This window comes from Hamadaea tsunoensis DSM 44101 (assembly GCF_000428945.1).
GTDB classification, from domain to species: domain Bacteria; phylum Actinomycetota; class Actinomycetes; order Mycobacteriales; family Micromonosporaceae; genus Hamadaea; species Hamadaea tsunoensis.
In genome coordinates, this window is record NZ_AUAX01000001.1 from 404,502 (window position 1) to 420,329 (window position 15,828).

The following is a 15,828-nucleotide window of genomic DNA, read 5'->3' on the forward strand; positions in this document are numbered from 1 at the left end:
TCGGACCCCGCCGCCCTGGAGAGCCCGTGGATTTCAGCCTGACCGCCGACCAGCACGAGCTGCGCGAGGTGGCCCGACGTTACCTCGCCGACCATTATCCGCCGGAGCGGATAACGCAGGTGGCTTCGGCCGGGTCCGACATCGCGGCCTGGCACACGCTGGCGGGGCTCGGCTGGTTCGAGGCGGGCATGGTGGAGCGGGCGCTGCTCGCCGAGGAATGCGGGTACGCCCTCCTGCCCACCCCGTGGTGGAGCGCGCTGGCGTTGCCGGAGCCGCCGGACGGGCCGATCGCGATGGCGCACGGCGGTTTCTCGGCGAAGGCCCGGTCGCACGGGGGCTGGCTGGTCACGGGGACGGCGGCCGGCGTACCCGACGCGTTGACGGCGACCGCGTTCCTGGTGTCGGCCGAGGGGCGTACGTTCCAGATCGCGCCGTCGGCGTGCACGGTCACCGCGGTCGCGGGCGTCGACCCGCTGCGGGCCGGGGCGGACCTGTCCTGCACCGACGTGCCCGCATGGGAGCGTCCGCTGATGGACGACTCCTTCGCGCTCCGGTCGCAGGCGGTGCTGGCCGCCGAGGCCGTCGGGGTCGCCCGGCGCGCCTGTGACTTCGCGGTCGCGTACGCGAGGGTGCGCTCGCAGTTCGGCCGGCCGGCCGCGGGGTTCGCCGATGATCTGTCCGAAGTGGCGGCCGGCATGGCGGACTGCCATGTGCTGATCGAGATCGCGCGTTCGCTCGCGTACAAGGCGGCTTGGCTTCTGGACGAACACGACTCGGACCTCGCGCGGATCGCGGTGGCCATGGCGACGCCGGCCGCCCGGCACGCGGCGGTGACGACGTGCGAGAAGGCGCTGCGGGTGCTGGAGCCGCCGGCGTCAGACGAGCATCCGGTGCACCACTGGTACCGGCGGGCGTTGTGGCTGCGGGAGTACGGGCCGAGCGACGCGGACTGCCTGGAGGAGATCGCAGGCACGCTCTTCTGACAGCGCTCCGCCAGCACCCGCCAGCGCCCAGCAGCACCCGCCAGCGCCCAACAGCGCCCCAGCAGCGACGATCTTGCGCGAATGTCTCGAATTTCGCGGCAAATGCCCGAAAGGCCGGTACATTCGCGCAAGATCGTCAGCAGTAGCCGGCGGGGACCCGGGGAGGGCGGCGGCCGGGGCGCCGGGGAGGGCGGTGGCCCGGGGTGTCCCGGGAGGGCGGCGGCCGGGGCTTCAGGGGAGGGTGAGGTGCAGGTCGCGGAGTTCGTAGCCGGAGATCTCCGGCTTGACGGTCACCCGCGGCCCGCGTGACATCCGCAGCCCGTCCAGCGCGAACAGCTTCGACAGGAAGATGTCGGTCTCCTGGATCGCGATGTGCGCACCGGGGCATTTGTGTGGCCCGTCGCCGAAGGACAACCCTTGCGCGGGCGCCCCGTCCCGCAGCGGCCGGGCCGGGCAGACCTCCAGCGCCCGTTCGCCCATGACCGCCGGGTCCAGATTGGTCACCGAGACGACCACGTCCACAAGATCACCGGCGGGGATCACGGTTCCGTCGGGCAGTTCGACCGGTGCCGTCGTACGCCGCAACAGGTTCCCCACCACCGGTTCGAGGCGCAGGATCTCGTAGAGGATGGCCAGGCGCTCGGGTTCGCCGGCGACCGCGTACCGGGCGCGGAGGGTCTCGTCGTCGAAGAGGTGCCAGGCCGCCACGTTGATGAACTCGCGGGTGGTCACCATTCCGGCGGCCGCGAACGTGAGGCACTCGCCGAGGAGCTCGCCGTCGTTGCAGCCCTCGTCCAGCAGGTGCGAGATCAGGTCGTCGCGGCGGCTCTTGCGGCGCGTACGCGCGGCCGGGCGTACGTCGCCGAGATAGATGGCCAGGTACGCGAGGTTCTGCCGGAAGAACCAGTAGATCCCGTTGAGGCTGTCGAAGCCGGGCTTGCCGAACTTCTCCGGGAAGAAGCGCTCCAGCCGCCGGTCGGTGCCGGGCTTGCTGTCGGTGAGGCCGATGACCTGCTTGGCGACGTCGACCGCCAGGCGGAAGCTGAGGTCGGACAGGACGGCCGCGCGGTCGCGGACGAGCAGGGCGATCTCCCGGTCGGCCACGGCGTGCATGAGGTCGCGGTAGTTCTCGTCGACCTGGCGCGGCGTGAAGTACTTGGCCGTCTGGCGGCGGTGCTCGCGGTGCTCGGGCCCGTCCCGGTAGAGCACCGGGCGGCGGATCTTCGCGGGCAGCTTCTCGACCGTCTCGACACCGAGACCGGCCTGCTTCGTGTCGTTGCTGCGCAGCAGGGCTCGCCCGGCGGCGAAGCCGCGTACGCGCCACACGCCGTCGGCGTCCCGCTCGACCGGGCAGGACGCCGTGGTGTCACCGCGATCGATCTTCCGCGCGCTCACGATCTCCGTCATCGCGCGAGCATAGGGCGCCGCCGCGACGGCGTCACCCGTCGAACAGACGATCAGCCCCGCAGCAGTTGTGTCAGGGACTTGCCCGGCACCACCCGCCGCTCCGGAACGGGCCTTTCCACCGCCGGCTTCTCCGGGACCCGGCGCACCTGCGCCTCGATGGGCTCACGGATGATGACCTTGGGGGTCGCCGGCTCGGTCAGCTTATATTGATCTTGAACGATTCCCGACATGTTTCGACCTTACGCCGCTCGGTCGCCCGTCCAGTAGGGCGATAAGACCACGAACATGTGACCTTCGCCGGTCCGCGTACCGAACTCGTCGAGGCGTCGGCTCCAGGATGAGGCACGCCGGGGCCGGGCGTACCGGGATCGCCGGAAAATCAGGCCCGCGCCGCGCGCAGGGCCTCCTCGGCCGCCGCGAGTTCGGCCTCGGCCCGGGTCAGGTCGGCCCGCAAGGCTTCGATCCGCTCCAGCGCCCGGTCCCGCCTGCGCTCCGCGTCCGCGACCGCCTTCTTGTCCGGCGTACGCACAGCCGGCCGGACCGCCCGCGTGACCTGGCCTTCGATCGTCGGGAAGCCGCCGCGTTCGAGCGGTTTCACGAGCATTCCGGCCCGCAGTTCCGCGGCCGCGGCGGGATCGGCCATGGCGGCCTGGAGGGTGTCGGCGATCTGCCGGGCTGCGTCCTCGCCGACCGGCCGGACCGCCCGCGCCCGCTGGACCAGCCCGGCCACGAGCTCCTGCTGCCGCCGGCCGAGCTCGCGCAGCTGGGCGCCGTCGAGCGTACGCGTCGCCTCCCGGAGCGTGTCGCCCAGCGCGAGCAGCTCGTCGACCTCGTCGCGGTGGTCCCGGACCAGGCGGTTGACGAGCCAGGCGACGGTGGTCGGCTTGCGGAGCGCACTGATCTCGCGGGCGCGCCCGGCGTCCCCCGCCGCCTTCGCCTCCTGTGCGGCGGCCGTGCGGGCCGCGGTGAACTCCTCCGGAGTCAGTCCGTAGAGATCGGTCACCTGTCCATTGTGCGGGCGGAGTCAGCGCGTGGGCGGCAGGACCGCGTCGAGGGTCCGCGCCCACTGCCGGAGGACTCGCGTACGCCGGACCGTGTCGTCGCTGAGCAGGTTGGCGAGCCCGAGACCGCGGGCCAGGTCCAGGGTGGCCTGGACGGTCTCGCGGGCGCCGGGGACGCTCTCGTCCACACGCAACAGCTCGACGGCCATGTGGTGGGCCTGCCGGCCGAGCCGGGCCTCCAGCGGGGCGACCCGGGCGTGCAGGGCCTCGTCGGCGGCGGCCGCGACCCACAGGTGCAGCGCGGCCCGGAAGATCTGCCCGTTGTACAGCCCGACCAGGGCGGTCAGCGCCGCCTCGGTACGCCGTTCCCCGCCCGCCAGGGACGCCGACGCGGCCTCGATCTCGGCCTGGCGTACCTCGCTCATGTGCTCGACGAGGCCGGTGACGAGATCCTCCCGGGTCGGGAAGTGGTGCTGGGCGGCGCCCCGGGACACGCCGGCCCGCTCGGCGACGAGGGCGACCGTCGCACCCGACCAGCCCAGTTCGGCCATGCACGCCACCGAGGCGTCCAGCAGCCGCTGCCGGGTCGCCCGGCTGCGATCCTGCCGGGGCTCGCGGACACTCGCGGACGTCAACGCATCCCCCTCAATAGGACCGTGGCAGCCCAAGCGTGTTCTGGGCGACGAAGTTCAGGATCATCTCACGGCTGACGGGCGCGATCCGGCCCAGCCTCGACGCCACGAGCAGGGTCGCCAACCCGTACTCCGTGGCGAGCCCGTTGCCGCCGTGCGTCTGGACCGCCTGGTCGACCGCGCGTACGCAGGCCTCGCCGGCGGCGTACTTGGCCATGTTGGCGGCTTCCCCGGCCCCCTGGTCGTCCCCGGAGTCGTAGAGGTACGCGGCCCGCGCGGTCATCAGCCGGGCCAGCTCGATCTCGATGTGGCAGGCGGCCAGCGGATGGGCGACCGCCTGGTGCGCCCCGATCGGCGCGTCCCACACCGTCCGGGTCTTCGCGTAGTCGACCGCTTTGCCGAGCGCGTACCGGGCCATGCCCAGCGCGTACGCCGAAGCCATGATCCGTTCGGGGTTGAGCCCCGCGAAGAGCTGCGCCAGACCGGCGTCCTCGCTGCCGACGAGGGCGTCCCCGGGTAGCCGGACGTCGTCGAAGAACAGGGCGAACTGCCGCTCGGGCGAGACGAGCTCGGTGTCGATCGCAGTCGCGGTGAAGCCGGGCGCGTCGGTCGGCACGACCAGGAGCACCGGCTTCAACCGCCCCGTACGCTCGTCCGCCGTACGCCCGACGACCAGCACGGCCTCGGCCTCGTCCACGCCGGAGATGTAGGTCTTGCGGCCGGACAGGATCCAGCCGTCCCCGTCGCGCCGGGCGGTCGTGGTCAGCTTGTGCGAGTTCGATCCGGCGTCCGGTTCGGTGATCCCGAACGCGAAGACGCGCGTACCGTCGGCGAGGCCGGGCAGCCAGCGCTGCTTCTGTTCCGGCGTGCCGAAGCGGGCGATCACGGTCGCGCAGATCGCCGGGGAGACCACCATCATCAGCAGCGGGCTGCCGCAGGCGCCGAGCTCCTCGCAGACCGCCGCGAGGTCGCCGATGCCGCCGCCCCCGCCGCCGTACTCCTCCGGCACGTGCACGCCCAGGTAGCCCAGGCGGCCCGCGTCGCGCCAGAGGTCGGTGGTCTTCTCCCCCGCCTTCGCCCGGGCGACGTAGTAATCGTGGCCGTACTTGGCGCCGAAGGCGGCGACGGCCTGCCGCAGCGCGCGCCGCTCCTCGGACTCGACGAAACTCATGCCGTCTCCTGTTCCCGTTCTCGCACCACGTGTTCGTCTGCCACTTGTTCCAGCACTACTTGTTCCAGCCCCACTTGTTCCAGCACTACGAGGACCGTCCCCGGCTCGACCTGGTCGCCGGCTTTCGCCCGCAGCTCGGCGATCACACCGGCCGCCGGGGCGGGCAGCTGGTGCTGCATCTTCATCGCCTCCAGCCACAGCAGGGGCTGCCCGGCCGCGACGGTGTCGCCCACCGCGACCGCGACCCGGACGACCGTGCCGGGCATGGGCGCCACCAGCGAACCGCCGGGTCCCGCCGGGCCGCTTTTCGGGAACCGGTCGACCGGGACGAGGCGTACCGAGCCGAGGGCGGAGTCCACATAGGTCGCATCGTCGTAGCGCGCGACGGCAAAGGCATGGCGTACGCGGTCACGGAACAGTTCCACCCGGTCGGCCGACACGGTCCCGACGACGGGGCCGTCGACGACCGCCACACCGTCGCGGGAGAAGCGGTAGTGGACATCCACAGTGGAATCGTCGGTTGTGAAGCTCCGGCGGCGCGGCATGGAAGGCAGGTTGCGCCAGCCGTTCGGGAGGCCGCCGAGGACGGCCGTGCGCCGGGAGCCGACGGCGTCCGCGAGAGCGGCGGCGACCGCCGACAGCCGGACGCAGTCCGGATCGGCCGGCGCTGAGGGGAAGGTGGCGAGGAAGCCCGTATCCGCGCCGCCCGACCGGAAAACGGGGTCGCGCAGGACGCGTACGAGCTGGTCGAGGTTGGTGACGACGCCGTGGATCCGGGCCCGCGACAGCGCGCCCGCGAGCGCCGACACGGCCTCGTCGCGCGTGGGCGCCCAGGCCACGACCTTCGCCAGCATCGGGTCGTAGTGCACACCGATCTCGTCGCCCGCCGTCACGCCGGAATCGAGCCGCAACCCGCGCGGCGCGCCACCGGACTCGAAGCGCGAGACGATCCCGGGGATGTCGAACGCTTGCAGGACACCGGTGTGCGGCCGGTAGTCGTGAGCGGGGTCCTCGGCGTACAGGCGGGCCTCGACGGCATGGCCCCGGGGATCCGGCGGGCTCGGCGGCAGGCGGTCGCCCCGGGCGATCTCCAGCTGGAGGCGTACCAGGTCGAGACCGGTCACCGCCTCGGTCACCGGATGCTCGACCTGCAGCCTCGTGTTCATCTCCAGGAAGAAGAAGCGGCCGTCCGGTCCGACCAGGAACTCGACCGTGCCCGCGCCCTCGTAGCCGATCGCCTGCGCCGCCTGGCGCGCGGCCGCGTACAGGCGCTGCCGCAGGGGTTCGCCGACGGTCGGGGCCGGCGTCTCCTCGATCACCTTCTGGTGCCGCCGCTGCACGGAGCAGTCCCGCTCGCCGACCGTCCACACCGTACCGTGCCGGTCCGCCAGGACCTGCACCTCGACGTGCCGACCCGTGGGCAGGTAGGGCTCGCAGAACACCGTCTCGTCGCCGAACGCCGCGAGCGCCTCGGCCCGCGCCGCCGCGAGCTGCTCCGGCAGGTCCGCGAGCCGCTCCACCACGCGCATGCCCCGGCCACCGCCGCCGGCCGAGGCCTTGATCAGCAGTGGCAGGTCCGCCTCGCCAGGGCTTTCCACCACCCCCAGCACGGGTACGCCGGCCCCGGCCATCAGTTCCTTCGACCGGACCTTGGACCCCATGGCCGACATGGCCGCCGGGGACGGCCCGATCCAGCCGAGCCCGGCGTCGAGAACGGCCTGGGCGAATTCCGCGTTCTCTGAGAGGAAGCCGTATCCGGGATGCACCGCCTCGGCGCCCGCCGCCAGAGCGGCTTCGATGATCAGGTCGGCCCGCAGATAGGTCTCGGCAGCGGAGCGCCCCGGCAGGCGTACTCCCAGATCTGCTTCTGCAGCGTGAAGAGCGTGAGCGTCGGGATCGGAGTAGACCGCCACGGTCGTGATGCCGAGCGCGCGGCAGGTGTGAAAGACGCGGCGCGCGATCTCGCCCCGGTTGGCCACGAGAATGCTGGAGAACATGCGGCTCACATCCTGAAGACGCCGTAGGGACCGGCGGCCTTCTCGCAGATCACGACGGAGAGGCAGAGGCCGAGGACGGTGCGGGTGTCCCGCGGGTCGATGACGCCGTCGTCGTAGAGCATTCCCGAGAGCACCATGGGCAGCGATTCGGCCTCGATCTGGTTCTCGACCATCGCCCGGACCACGGCGTCGGCGTCCTCGTCGAACGGCCGCCCGGTCGCCGCGGCGGCCTGCCTGTTGACCAGGGACAGGACCCCGGCCAGCTGCGCGCCGCCCATGACGGCGGACTTCGCGCTCGGCCAGGCGAACAGGAACCTCGGCTCGTACGCGCGACCGCACATCCCGTAGTGCCCGGCGCCGTACGACGCTCCCATGAGGACGGAGATGTGCGGCACGGTGCTGTTGGAGACGGCGTTGATCATCATGGCCCCGTGCTTGATGATGCCGCCCTGCTCGTATTCCGTGCCGACCATGTACCCCGTCGTGTTGTGCAGGAAGATCAGCGGCGTACGCGACTGGTTCGCCAACTGGATGAACTGCGTGGCCTTCTGCGACTCGGCGCTGAACAGGACCCCGCGGGCGTTGGCCAGAATGCCGACCGGGAAGCCGTGCACCGTGGCCCAGCCGGTGACGAGACTGCCGCCGTACTCGGGCTTGAATTCGTCGAACTCGGAGCCGTCGACGACCCGGGCGATGACCTCCCGGGGATCGAAGGGCGTCCTGAGATCGGGCGGCACGATGCCGAGCAGCTCCTCTTCCGCCAGCTTCGGCGGTGTCACCGGGCCGGGCGTCGGGCCCTGCTTCTTCCAGCGCAGGCTCCGGACGATCCGCCGGCCGAGGCCGACCGCCTCGATCTCGTCCCGCGCGTAGTGGTCGGCGAGGCCGGAGACGCGGGCGTGCATCCGCGCGCCGCCGAGTTCCTCCTCGTCGGCCTCCTCGCCGGTGGCCATCTTGACCAGCGGCGGCCCGGCGAGGAAGACCTGCGACCGCTGCTCGATCATCACGACGTGGTCGCTCATCCCCGGGATGTACGCGCCGCCCGCGGTCGAGTTGCCGAACACGATCGCCACCGTCGGTACGCCGGCCGCGCTCAGCCGGGTGAGATCGCGGAAGACCTGGCCGCCGGGGATGAAGATCTCCTTCTGGTTCTGCAGGTCGGCACCGCCGGACTCGACGAGATTCAGCACGGGCAGCCGGTTCTGGCGGGCGATCTCCAAGGCGCGCAACGTCTTCCTGAGCGTCCACGGGTTGGAGGCGCCGCCGCGTACGGTCGGGTCGTTGGCGATGATCACGCATTCGGTGTCCGAGACGACGCCGATCCCCGTGACGACACTGGCCCCGACCGGATAGTCGCTCCCGTAAGCGGCCAGCGGGGACAGCTCCAGGAAAGGAGCGTCCTCGTCGAGGAGGAGTTCGATCCGCTCCCGGGCAAGCAGCTTGCCGCGCTTGCGGTGGCGGTCGACGTACTTGGGACCGCCGCCGGCGAGCGCCTTGGCGTGCTCGGCGTCCAGCTCCGCCAGCTTGGCGAGCATCGCCTCCCGGTTCTCGGCGAACTCGCGGCTACCGGCATCCACAGTGGACTTCATGACGTCTCCCCGGTCGCGGCGCCCGATGGCTCGGTGTCGGCCGATGGCTCGGTGTCGGCCGATGGCTCGGTGTCGGCCGATGGCTCGATGTCGGCCGATGGCTCGGTGTCAGCCGATGGCTCGGTGTCAACCGATGGCTCGGTGTCAACCGATGTCGCCGGGTCGGCCGATGTCGCCGGGTCGGCCGATGTCGCGGTCGGTTCGGGGAGGAGATGGGCGGGGATGTCGGCGTACCGGCTGCGGAGCCATTCGCCGAGGCCCTTGCCCTGCGGATCGAACCGCGTACCGGCGGACACGCCCTCGCCCAGCAGGCCGTCGACGACGAAGTTGACGGCGCGCAGGTGGGGCAGTTCGTGCCGTTCGATCGGCAGCTCCGCCGTCTCCGGCAGCAGGTCCCGGAGGCGGTCGGTGGTCAGGAAGGCCACGAGCCAGGCGAAGGCGTCGTCGGACCGGGCCCACACGCCGATGTTCGCGGAACCACCCTTGTCGCCCGACCGCGCCCCGACGAGAACCCCCAACGGCACCCGCCGCGTCCCACCGCCACCTGCGGTGTCCAACCCCGCTGCCCCCGCGGGCTTCCCCAAGATCCCGTTTGGATCAGGGAAATCACCCGAATCTTGGCCCATGATTACGTGCGGATCCCTGATCCAAACGGGATCTTGGGAGCGGCTCTCGCGCCCGGGGACGGGATCTTGGAGGCTCCCGGGAGCGGGATCTTGGGGAGGGGTGTGGGGGATGTCGAGGGTGGTGCCGTCGGGGAGGGTGACCGTCTGGCGGACCAGCTCCGGGTCGACGAGCACCGACCGGAACACGCCGAAGGGCGTACCGTCGCCGGGGGGCGAGGTCATCGTGAACCCGGGATAGCCGGCGAGCGCCAGCTCCACCGCCGCGCCGGAGAACGAGCGTCCCACCACCGCCGGGTCCGCGTCCTTGACCGTCACGTGCAGCAGGGCGCTCGCTTCCTCCTGTGTGGACGCGTCCGCGTGGTCCGTACGCGCCAGCGTCCACACGATCTCCCCCGGCGGTACGCGCAGCGAGTCGGCGAGCTGCGATCGGACCAGGGCCGCCTTGGCCGGGATGTCGAGCCCGGTGAGGATGAACGTGGCGTCGTTGCGGTAGCCGCCGAGCACGGTGACGCCGGCCTTGAGGGTCGGGGGCGGCGGCTCGCCCCGGACTCCGGTCAGCGCGACGCGGTCCGGTCCGGCCGGGGCGACGCGTACGGTGTCGAGGCGCAGGGTCGCGTCGGGATGCAGGTAACGCGGGCCGCCGACCTCGTAGAGCAGCTGGGCGGTCACGGTTCCCACGTCGACGAGGCCGCCGGTGCCGGGATGCTTGGTGATGACGCTCGACCCGTCGGCCTCGATCTCCGCGATCGGGAAGCCGGGCAGGCCCATGGTCGCCGGGAAGAAGCTGTAGTTGCCGCCGGTGGCCTGCGTACCGCACTCGATGACGTGCCCGGCCGCGACCGCGCCGGCCAGCGCGTCGAAGTCGTCGCGGGCCCAGCCGTAATGAGCCGCCGCGGGTCCGGTGACCAGCGAGGCGTCGGCGACCCGCCCGGCGATGACGACCTGCGCGCCCGCCCGCAGCGCTTCGGCGATCCCCCACCCGCCCAGGTACGCGTTCGCGGTCAGCGCCCGCTGCACCCCGAGATCGGCGCCCATGAGGTCGTCGCCGGCGACCACGGCGACGCGTACCTCGACACCGAGGCGCCGGGCCAGTTCGGTGAGGCGCTCGGCCAGTCCGGCCGGGTTCAGGCCGCCCGCGTTGGTGACGACGGCGACGCCCTTGTCCACCGCCAGCCCGAGCGTCTCCTCCATCTGGCGCAGGAACGTCTTCGCGTACCCGGTGGCGGGGTCCTTGAGGCGGTCGCGGCCGAGGATGAGCATGGTGAGCTCGGCGAGGTAGTCGCCGGTGAGCACGTCGAGCGGGCCGCCGGTCAGCATCTCGCGGACGGCCGAGAACCGGTCGCCGTAGAAGCCCGAGGCGTTCGCGATCCGCAGCGTCATGCCACCCCTCCGCACCGTCCCGACATGCCTCCACGGTCACGCGGCGGTCAGAAAAAGTCAAGTGTGCTTGCTTTATTTTCGACTCCAAAGGTTTGCGGGCTCGATGCCTTCATGATCATGTGATGCACATATGTCGCCAGGCAGGGTTTTTCGACATATACGCATCACATGATCAAGGCTGGGCGGTCGCGAAACCGGAAAGTCGGGACAAACGCCTGGCGGATCCGATCGCAGCTCGGCATGATCGCGGCTACCTCCTTGATCATGTAACGCTATTTCGGCGAGAACGCGCTCTCCCGCCGATATGGCGTTACATGATCAAGGCCAGGTCGGTCACGGCGCCGGAATGGCGTTACATGATCAAGCCGCTGAGGATCGCCACCGCCTCCATATCAGACAGTCGCGACAAAGGCTGGGAGTGACGGGTGAAACGGTGACCGAACCGCGGTGAAGAATGCGTCGCCCCAGAAACCTGGCAGTGGAGGCCTCGGAGCGAAGCGGAGGGGCCGGAGCGGTCTCCCGCGGGAGGAGCGGAGGCGAGATCGACGAACCCGGGACACAATTCTTATAAGAGCGTCCGGCAGTAGGCTCTCGGGATCCGCCGGCCCCCTGCGGCGCCCCGCTGCCAAGATGCTGGGGCCTACTGCCGGCCTCTCTAAAGATCTTGGCTACACTCCCGCCATGACGTTCCGCGCGCAGTGGTGGCCCGCCTCCTAGGCGGCCCCCGCGCGCATCCCACGGCCGCCGCTTCCGGCGGCTGTCGTTCCTGTCCAGCTCCCGGTCGGCGGCCCCGATCGACAAGGACACGGATGAACACGCTCGCCCGCCTGCTCGCCCGCGAGGACCTCTCCCGCGAGCAGGCCGCCGCCGCCATGACGGAGATCGTGCTCGGCGCCGCCGACCCGGTCCGCATCGCCGGCTTCCTCGTCGCCCTGCGGGCCAAGGGCGAAACCGCCGTCGAGATCGCAGGGCTCGTCGACGCGCTCCTCCAGGCCGCTGTACGCGTACCGGTCCCGGGGCCGACCGTGGACATCGCGGGCACCGGCGGGGACGGCACGAACGCGGTCAACATCTCGACCATGGCGGCCGTGGTCGTCGCCGCGACCGGCCGGACCGTCGTGAAGCACGGTGGCCGGGCGGCCTCGGCCGGCAGCGCCGGATCGGCCGACCTCGTCGAGGCGCTCGGCGTACCGCTGGATCTGACGCCCGAACAGCATGTCCGGGTCGCCCGGGAAGCCGGGATCACGTTCCTCTTCGCGGCGGCCCTGCACCCGGGCATGAGACACGCCGGACCCGTACGCCGCGCGCTCGGCGTACCGACGGTGTTCAACGCGCTGGGGCCGCTGATCAATCCGGCCGAGCCGACCCATCGGCTGATCGGCGTGGCCGATCCCCGGCTGCTGCCCGCGATCGTGGAGACCCTGCGCGTACGCGGTGCCGACGCGCTCGTGGTCCGCGGCGGGGACGGCCTCGACAAGCTGAGCACGGCGGCGCCTTCGCACCTGTGGCGCGTACGCGACGGCGCCGCGACCGCGTCCGTCCTCGATCCGGCCGAGCTGGGCATTCCCCGCCCGGACGGGGACGGTCTGCGCGGCGGATCGGCCGCCGACAACGTCCGCGTCGTCCACGATCTCGTCGCCGGCCGCCCCGGCCCGGTACGCGACGCCGTCCTGCTCAACGCCGCCGGTGCGGTACTCGTCGCGCGGGGGGCGGCACCGGAGCCCGACGGGTTCCGCGCGGCGCTCAAGATCTGCGCGGAGGCGGTCGACACGGGCCGGGCGGCCGCGACCCTGTCCCGGTGGATCGAGGCGAGCAACCGGAATTTTCCGCTGCCCTAGTGCCACACACAGCAGTGGAAAGCCACTATGGAGCGTCCTACTACGGGCCGTGGGACCGAAAATTTCCGGAACATATTGACGCTCATGCGTTTCCTCGCGGAGGCTGGAGGCTGCCCTGACATACGTGATCATCGATCACGTTGTCGCATCCTTCTCCGCCCGGAAGGAGGCCCACAGTGGCCATCGAATCGGGCCGCTCCCTGTTCCGTTCGACGATCGTCGCGGTCACCGCCGCGACCCTCGCCGTCACGGGAGCGGCCACAGTGCTCAGCCGAACCCCCACCACCGCCCTCGCCGCCTCGGCGGCCGGGGTCGAGGACGAGGGGGCCGACTGCGCGGTGTCCCTGCCCGGCTCCACGCCCAGCGACAGCAGGCTCCCCGACCCCTTCAAGAAGATCGACGGTACGCGGATCACCGCCAAGTCGGATTGGCGGTGCCGCCGAGAGGAGATCAGGAAACTCGCCGAGCGCTCGGTCTACGGCACGAAACCCGGCAAGCCGGCCGGCGTGACCGGGTCGGTGACGCGTACGGCGATCTCGGTCAGCGTCTCCGACAGCGGGCGCAGCGCGAGCTTCTCGGCGAGCGTCAGCCTGCCCAGCGGCACGGGACCGTTCCCGGCCGTGTTCGTCGTCGGCGGCCTGGGAGCCGACACGGCGACGATCCAGGCGGCCGGAGTGGCCGTGATCAATTACGACCCGTTGGCCGTCGGCAAGGAAGGCACGCCCCGCACCAGCAAGCAGGGCGCCTTCTACAGCATCTACGGCGCGACCAGCACGACCGGTCTCGAAGCCGCCTGGGCCTGGGGGGTCAGCCGGCTGATCGACGTCATCGAGCAGTCCGGCGCGAGCATCCTCAAGGCGGACGCGCTCGGCGTCACCGGCTGCTCCCGGTACGGCAAGGGCGCCTTCGCCATCGGCGCCTTCGACCAGCGGATCGCGTTGACGATGCCGATCGAGTCCGGCTCCGGCGGCGTCCCGATCCTGCGCGGCATCGCGGGCGAGTCCGGGGCGCAGCCGCTGTCCAGCGCGTACTCGGAGCAGCCGTGGCTCGGGGACGCCTTCAGCGCGTACACGGGAAATCCGAACGCCCTGCCGGTCGACACGCATGAGACGGTCGCGATGATCGCGCCGCGCGGCCTGCTCGTGATGGAGAACCCGCACATCGACTGGCTGGCGGCGCGGTCGGGCAGCGTCTCCGCGCTGGCCGGCGCGGAGGTGTACAAGGCGCTCGGCGCGGGTGACAACATCACCTACTGGTCCGACGTCGCGGACGGCACGCACTGCGCCGTCCGTCCCGAGTGGAAGGTCCCGCTCCAGCAGAACCTGCAGAAGTTCCTGCTGAAGACGGGCAACGCGGCCGGCACGTTCCGGATCTCCAGCCTGAAGGCCGGCAACCTGGCCGACTGGCGGACCTGGACCACGCCGACCCTCTCGGACTCCCCGGGATCGCCGTCGCCTTCCCCCTCTTCGCCGCCGCCCTCTTCGCCGCCGCCCTCCTCACCGCCCGCTTCCTCGCCACCGCCCGTCGGCGGGGCGTGCGCGGCGGCGTACCGGACGGTCAACGCGTGGCAGGGCGGCTTCCAGGGTGAGGTCACCGTGACCGCCGGTTCCTCCGCGATCAACGGCTGGACCGTACGCTGGACGCTCGCGAGTGGACAGACGATCAGCCAGGTGTGGAACGGGACGCTGACCGTCAGCGGCGGTTCGGCGACCGTGAAGAACCTGTCGTACAACGGATCGCTGGGGGCCGGCGGGTCGACGACCTTCGGCTTCCTCGGCACCGGTACGGGATCGGCCAACGGCATCACCTGCACCAGTCCTTGAGTGATGCAGGAGGGGCCGTCGCGCGGCGGCGGCCCCTCCGCCGAACCAGGGATCACGCACTGCAGGAGACGGTCGGCCAGGTCCACGTGCCGTTGGCCTGGATCGTCACGCCCCAGTTGTTGCCGCTGCCGTTGGGTTTCGCCGTGAGAACCTGCGCGCTCGGCCAGGTCGCGCCGACGTTCCAGGTGGCGATGATCTTCTCCGGCGACGGCAGGGTCATCGTCACGGTCCAGTTGCTGGAGCCGGTGACCGCGACGTTGAGGTTGTAGCGGTCGCTCCACTGCTGGCCGGCCGAGAGCGTCGCGGTGCAGCCGCCACCGCCACCGCCGCCTCCTCCGCCCCCGCCACCGCCGCCACCGGTCCCGCCGATGGTGATGTTGGAGTTGCCGCTGCTCTGGTAGCCCTCGGTGGCCAGGACCATGTAGTTGAAGGCGCCGAGGCCCATGCCGTGGCTCGCCCAGGCGTCGAAGTGGTTGCCGGTCGTGATCGTCCCGCCCGTACGCCTCGACTGCCGCACGCTCCAGTACTGGTTGAACGTGGCCGTGCCGATGATCGACGGTGCGTTCGTACGCGTCGTCTCGTAGATGTCGTACGTGCCGCCGTCACTGGAGACCGTGCCCTTGTACGTGCCGGTCGGGCGGTAGGTCCCGTAGTTGTCGACGATGTAGTACTCGACGAGCGGATTCGTCGTCCACCCGTAGAGCGACAGGTACGCGTTCCCCGACGGGTTGAAGCTGCCGGAGTAGTTGACGCTCATCCGGCCGCCGGTGCTCCAGCCCTTGCCGGCGACGAAGTTGCCGACGTTGCTCCACGAGGTGCTGTAGTTGCCGCCGGAGCCGAGCGTCATCGAGCTGGACCCGCCGCCGTCGGACCAGAACGAGTAGAAGTAGCCGTTGTTCGTGCCGGTCTGGTTGGACGTGATGGCGGCGTTGGCGGTGCCGGGCAGCACCACCGCGGCGAGCAGCGCGCCGACGAGCACGCTCGCGGTGAGCAGCCGGCCTCGCCTTCTCGTGGGAGCGGGGTGGTCGTGCTTCATGGTTCCTCCTTCTCCCCCGGCCGGGCGGGCCGGGGCAGCGTTGATCGGGCCGGTGGAAAGAGCCGGCCGCGGTACCCGGGATTGGGTGGTCGCCGGTGGGAGCGGCGGCCCGGAGGCCCAGGTCAGGACGGGACCCGGGGCGACGGTTGTAGGGATCCGTCGATGGCTGAAGTATGTGACCGCCGAGAATGGAGTGTCAACAACTTCCGGAACAGTTTCGGGCGCTGCCTTACAGCTCGAATCGCCTTCACTCGCCGCCTGGCGATTGTCGGCACGCCCTGAATCACCGCAAGTTTCGGTCGATTTCCGGATGCTGCTCAGCACCCTCACCGTGATGAGTATCGATTG

12 protein-coding genes are annotated in these 15,828 nt (G+C 71.1%); 3 read left to right on the plus strand and 9 right to left on the minus strand.

All coding sequences use genetic code 11. The features are described from left to right. The first annotated feature begins 26 nt into the window (after window positions 1-26). Entirely contained in the window at window positions 27-983 is a 957-nt protein-coding gene (locus tag G401_RS42790) for an acyl-CoA dehydrogenase family protein (RefSeq protein WP_051366003.1), read from the plus strand. 231 nt (window positions 984-1,214) lie between these two features. Here the strand turns inward: G401_RS42790 and G401_RS0101815 are convergent, their stop codons facing one another. The 8 genes from G401_RS0101815 to G401_RS42805 all read right to left on the minus strand — a co-directional run bounded on the left by G401_RS0101815 (window position 1,215) and on the right by G401_RS42805 (window position 10,783). Continuing rightward, window positions 1,215-2,390, minus strand: coding sequence for a cytochrome P450 (locus G401_RS0101815; RefSeq protein ID WP_034590399.1), 1,176 nt, complete (start codon window positions 2,388-2,390; stop codon window positions 1,215-1,217). 50 nt (window positions 2,391-2,440) lie between these two features. Further along, window positions 2,441-2,620: a hypothetical protein gene (locus G401_RS0101820; protein WP_027341158.1), complete on the minus strand. Its 180-nt coding sequence runs from the start codon at window positions 2,618-2,620 to the stop codon at window positions 2,441-2,443. A gap of 149 nt (window positions 2,621-2,769) precedes the next feature. Continuing rightward, complete coding sequence (locus G401_RS42795; protein WP_051366004.1) at window positions 2,770-3,393, minus strand: hypothetical protein; 624 nt, start codon at window positions 3,391-3,393, stop codon at window positions 2,770-2,772. Between the two features lie 21 nt (window positions 3,394-3,414). Beyond that, complete coding sequence (locus tag G401_RS0101830) at window positions 3,415-4,026, minus strand: TetR/AcrR family transcriptional regulator (protein WP_027341159.1); 612 nt, start codon at window positions 4,024-4,026, stop codon at window positions 3,415-3,417. A 10-nt stretch (window positions 4,027-4,036) separates the two neighbouring features. Then, window positions 4,037-5,194, minus strand: a complete 1,158-nt coding sequence (locus G401_RS0101835) for an acyl-CoA dehydrogenase family protein (protein WP_027341160.1) — start codon at window positions 5,192-5,194, stop codon at window positions 4,037-4,039. Then, a complete protein-coding gene (locus G401_RS42800; RefSeq protein WP_051366005.1) occupies window positions 5,191-7,191 on the minus strand; it encodes an acetyl/propionyl/methylcrotonyl-CoA carboxylase subunit alpha in 2,001 nt (666 codons plus the stop codon). Before G401_RS42800 ends, G401_RS0101835 begins: the two co-directional genes overlap by 4 nt. Window positions 7,192-7,196: 5 nt before the next feature. After that, complete coding sequence (locus tag G401_RS0101845; protein ID WP_034590400.1) at window positions 7,197-8,777, minus strand: acyl-CoA carboxylase subunit beta; 1,581 nt, start codon at window positions 8,775-8,777, stop codon at window positions 7,197-7,199. After that, window positions 8,774-10,783: an acyclic terpene utilization AtuA family protein gene (locus tag G401_RS42805; protein ID WP_169734129.1), complete on the minus strand. Its 2,010-nt coding sequence runs from the start codon at window positions 10,781-10,783 to the stop codon at window positions 8,774-8,776. Before G401_RS42805 ends, G401_RS0101845 begins: the two co-directional genes overlap by 4 nt. 809 nt (window positions 10,784-11,592) lie before the next feature. Here G401_RS42805 and trpD point away from each other — a divergent pair. Both trpD and G401_RS57450 read left to right on the plus strand, forming a co-directional pair. Continuing rightward, window positions 11,593-12,621 (plus strand): anthranilate phosphoribosyltransferase, encoded by a 1,029-nt coding sequence (gene trpD, locus G401_RS0101860; protein WP_027341162.1) that lies wholly within the window; start codon window positions 11,593-11,595, stop codon window positions 12,619-12,621. Between the two features lie 176 nt (window positions 12,622-12,797). Beyond that, window positions 12,798-14,444: a cellulose-binding domain-containing protein gene (locus G401_RS57450; RefSeq protein WP_084556705.1), complete on the plus strand. Its 1,647-nt coding sequence runs from the start codon at window positions 12,798-12,800 to the stop codon at window positions 14,442-14,444. Window positions 14,445-14,496: 52 nt separating this feature from the next. Here the strand turns inward: G401_RS57450 and G401_RS0101870 are convergent, their stop codons facing one another. Continuing rightward, entirely contained in the window at window positions 14,497-15,480 is a 984-nt protein-coding gene (locus G401_RS0101870) for a glycoside hydrolase family 11 protein (RefSeq protein WP_027341164.1), read from the minus strand. Window positions 15,481-15,828: the final 348 nt, after the last annotated feature.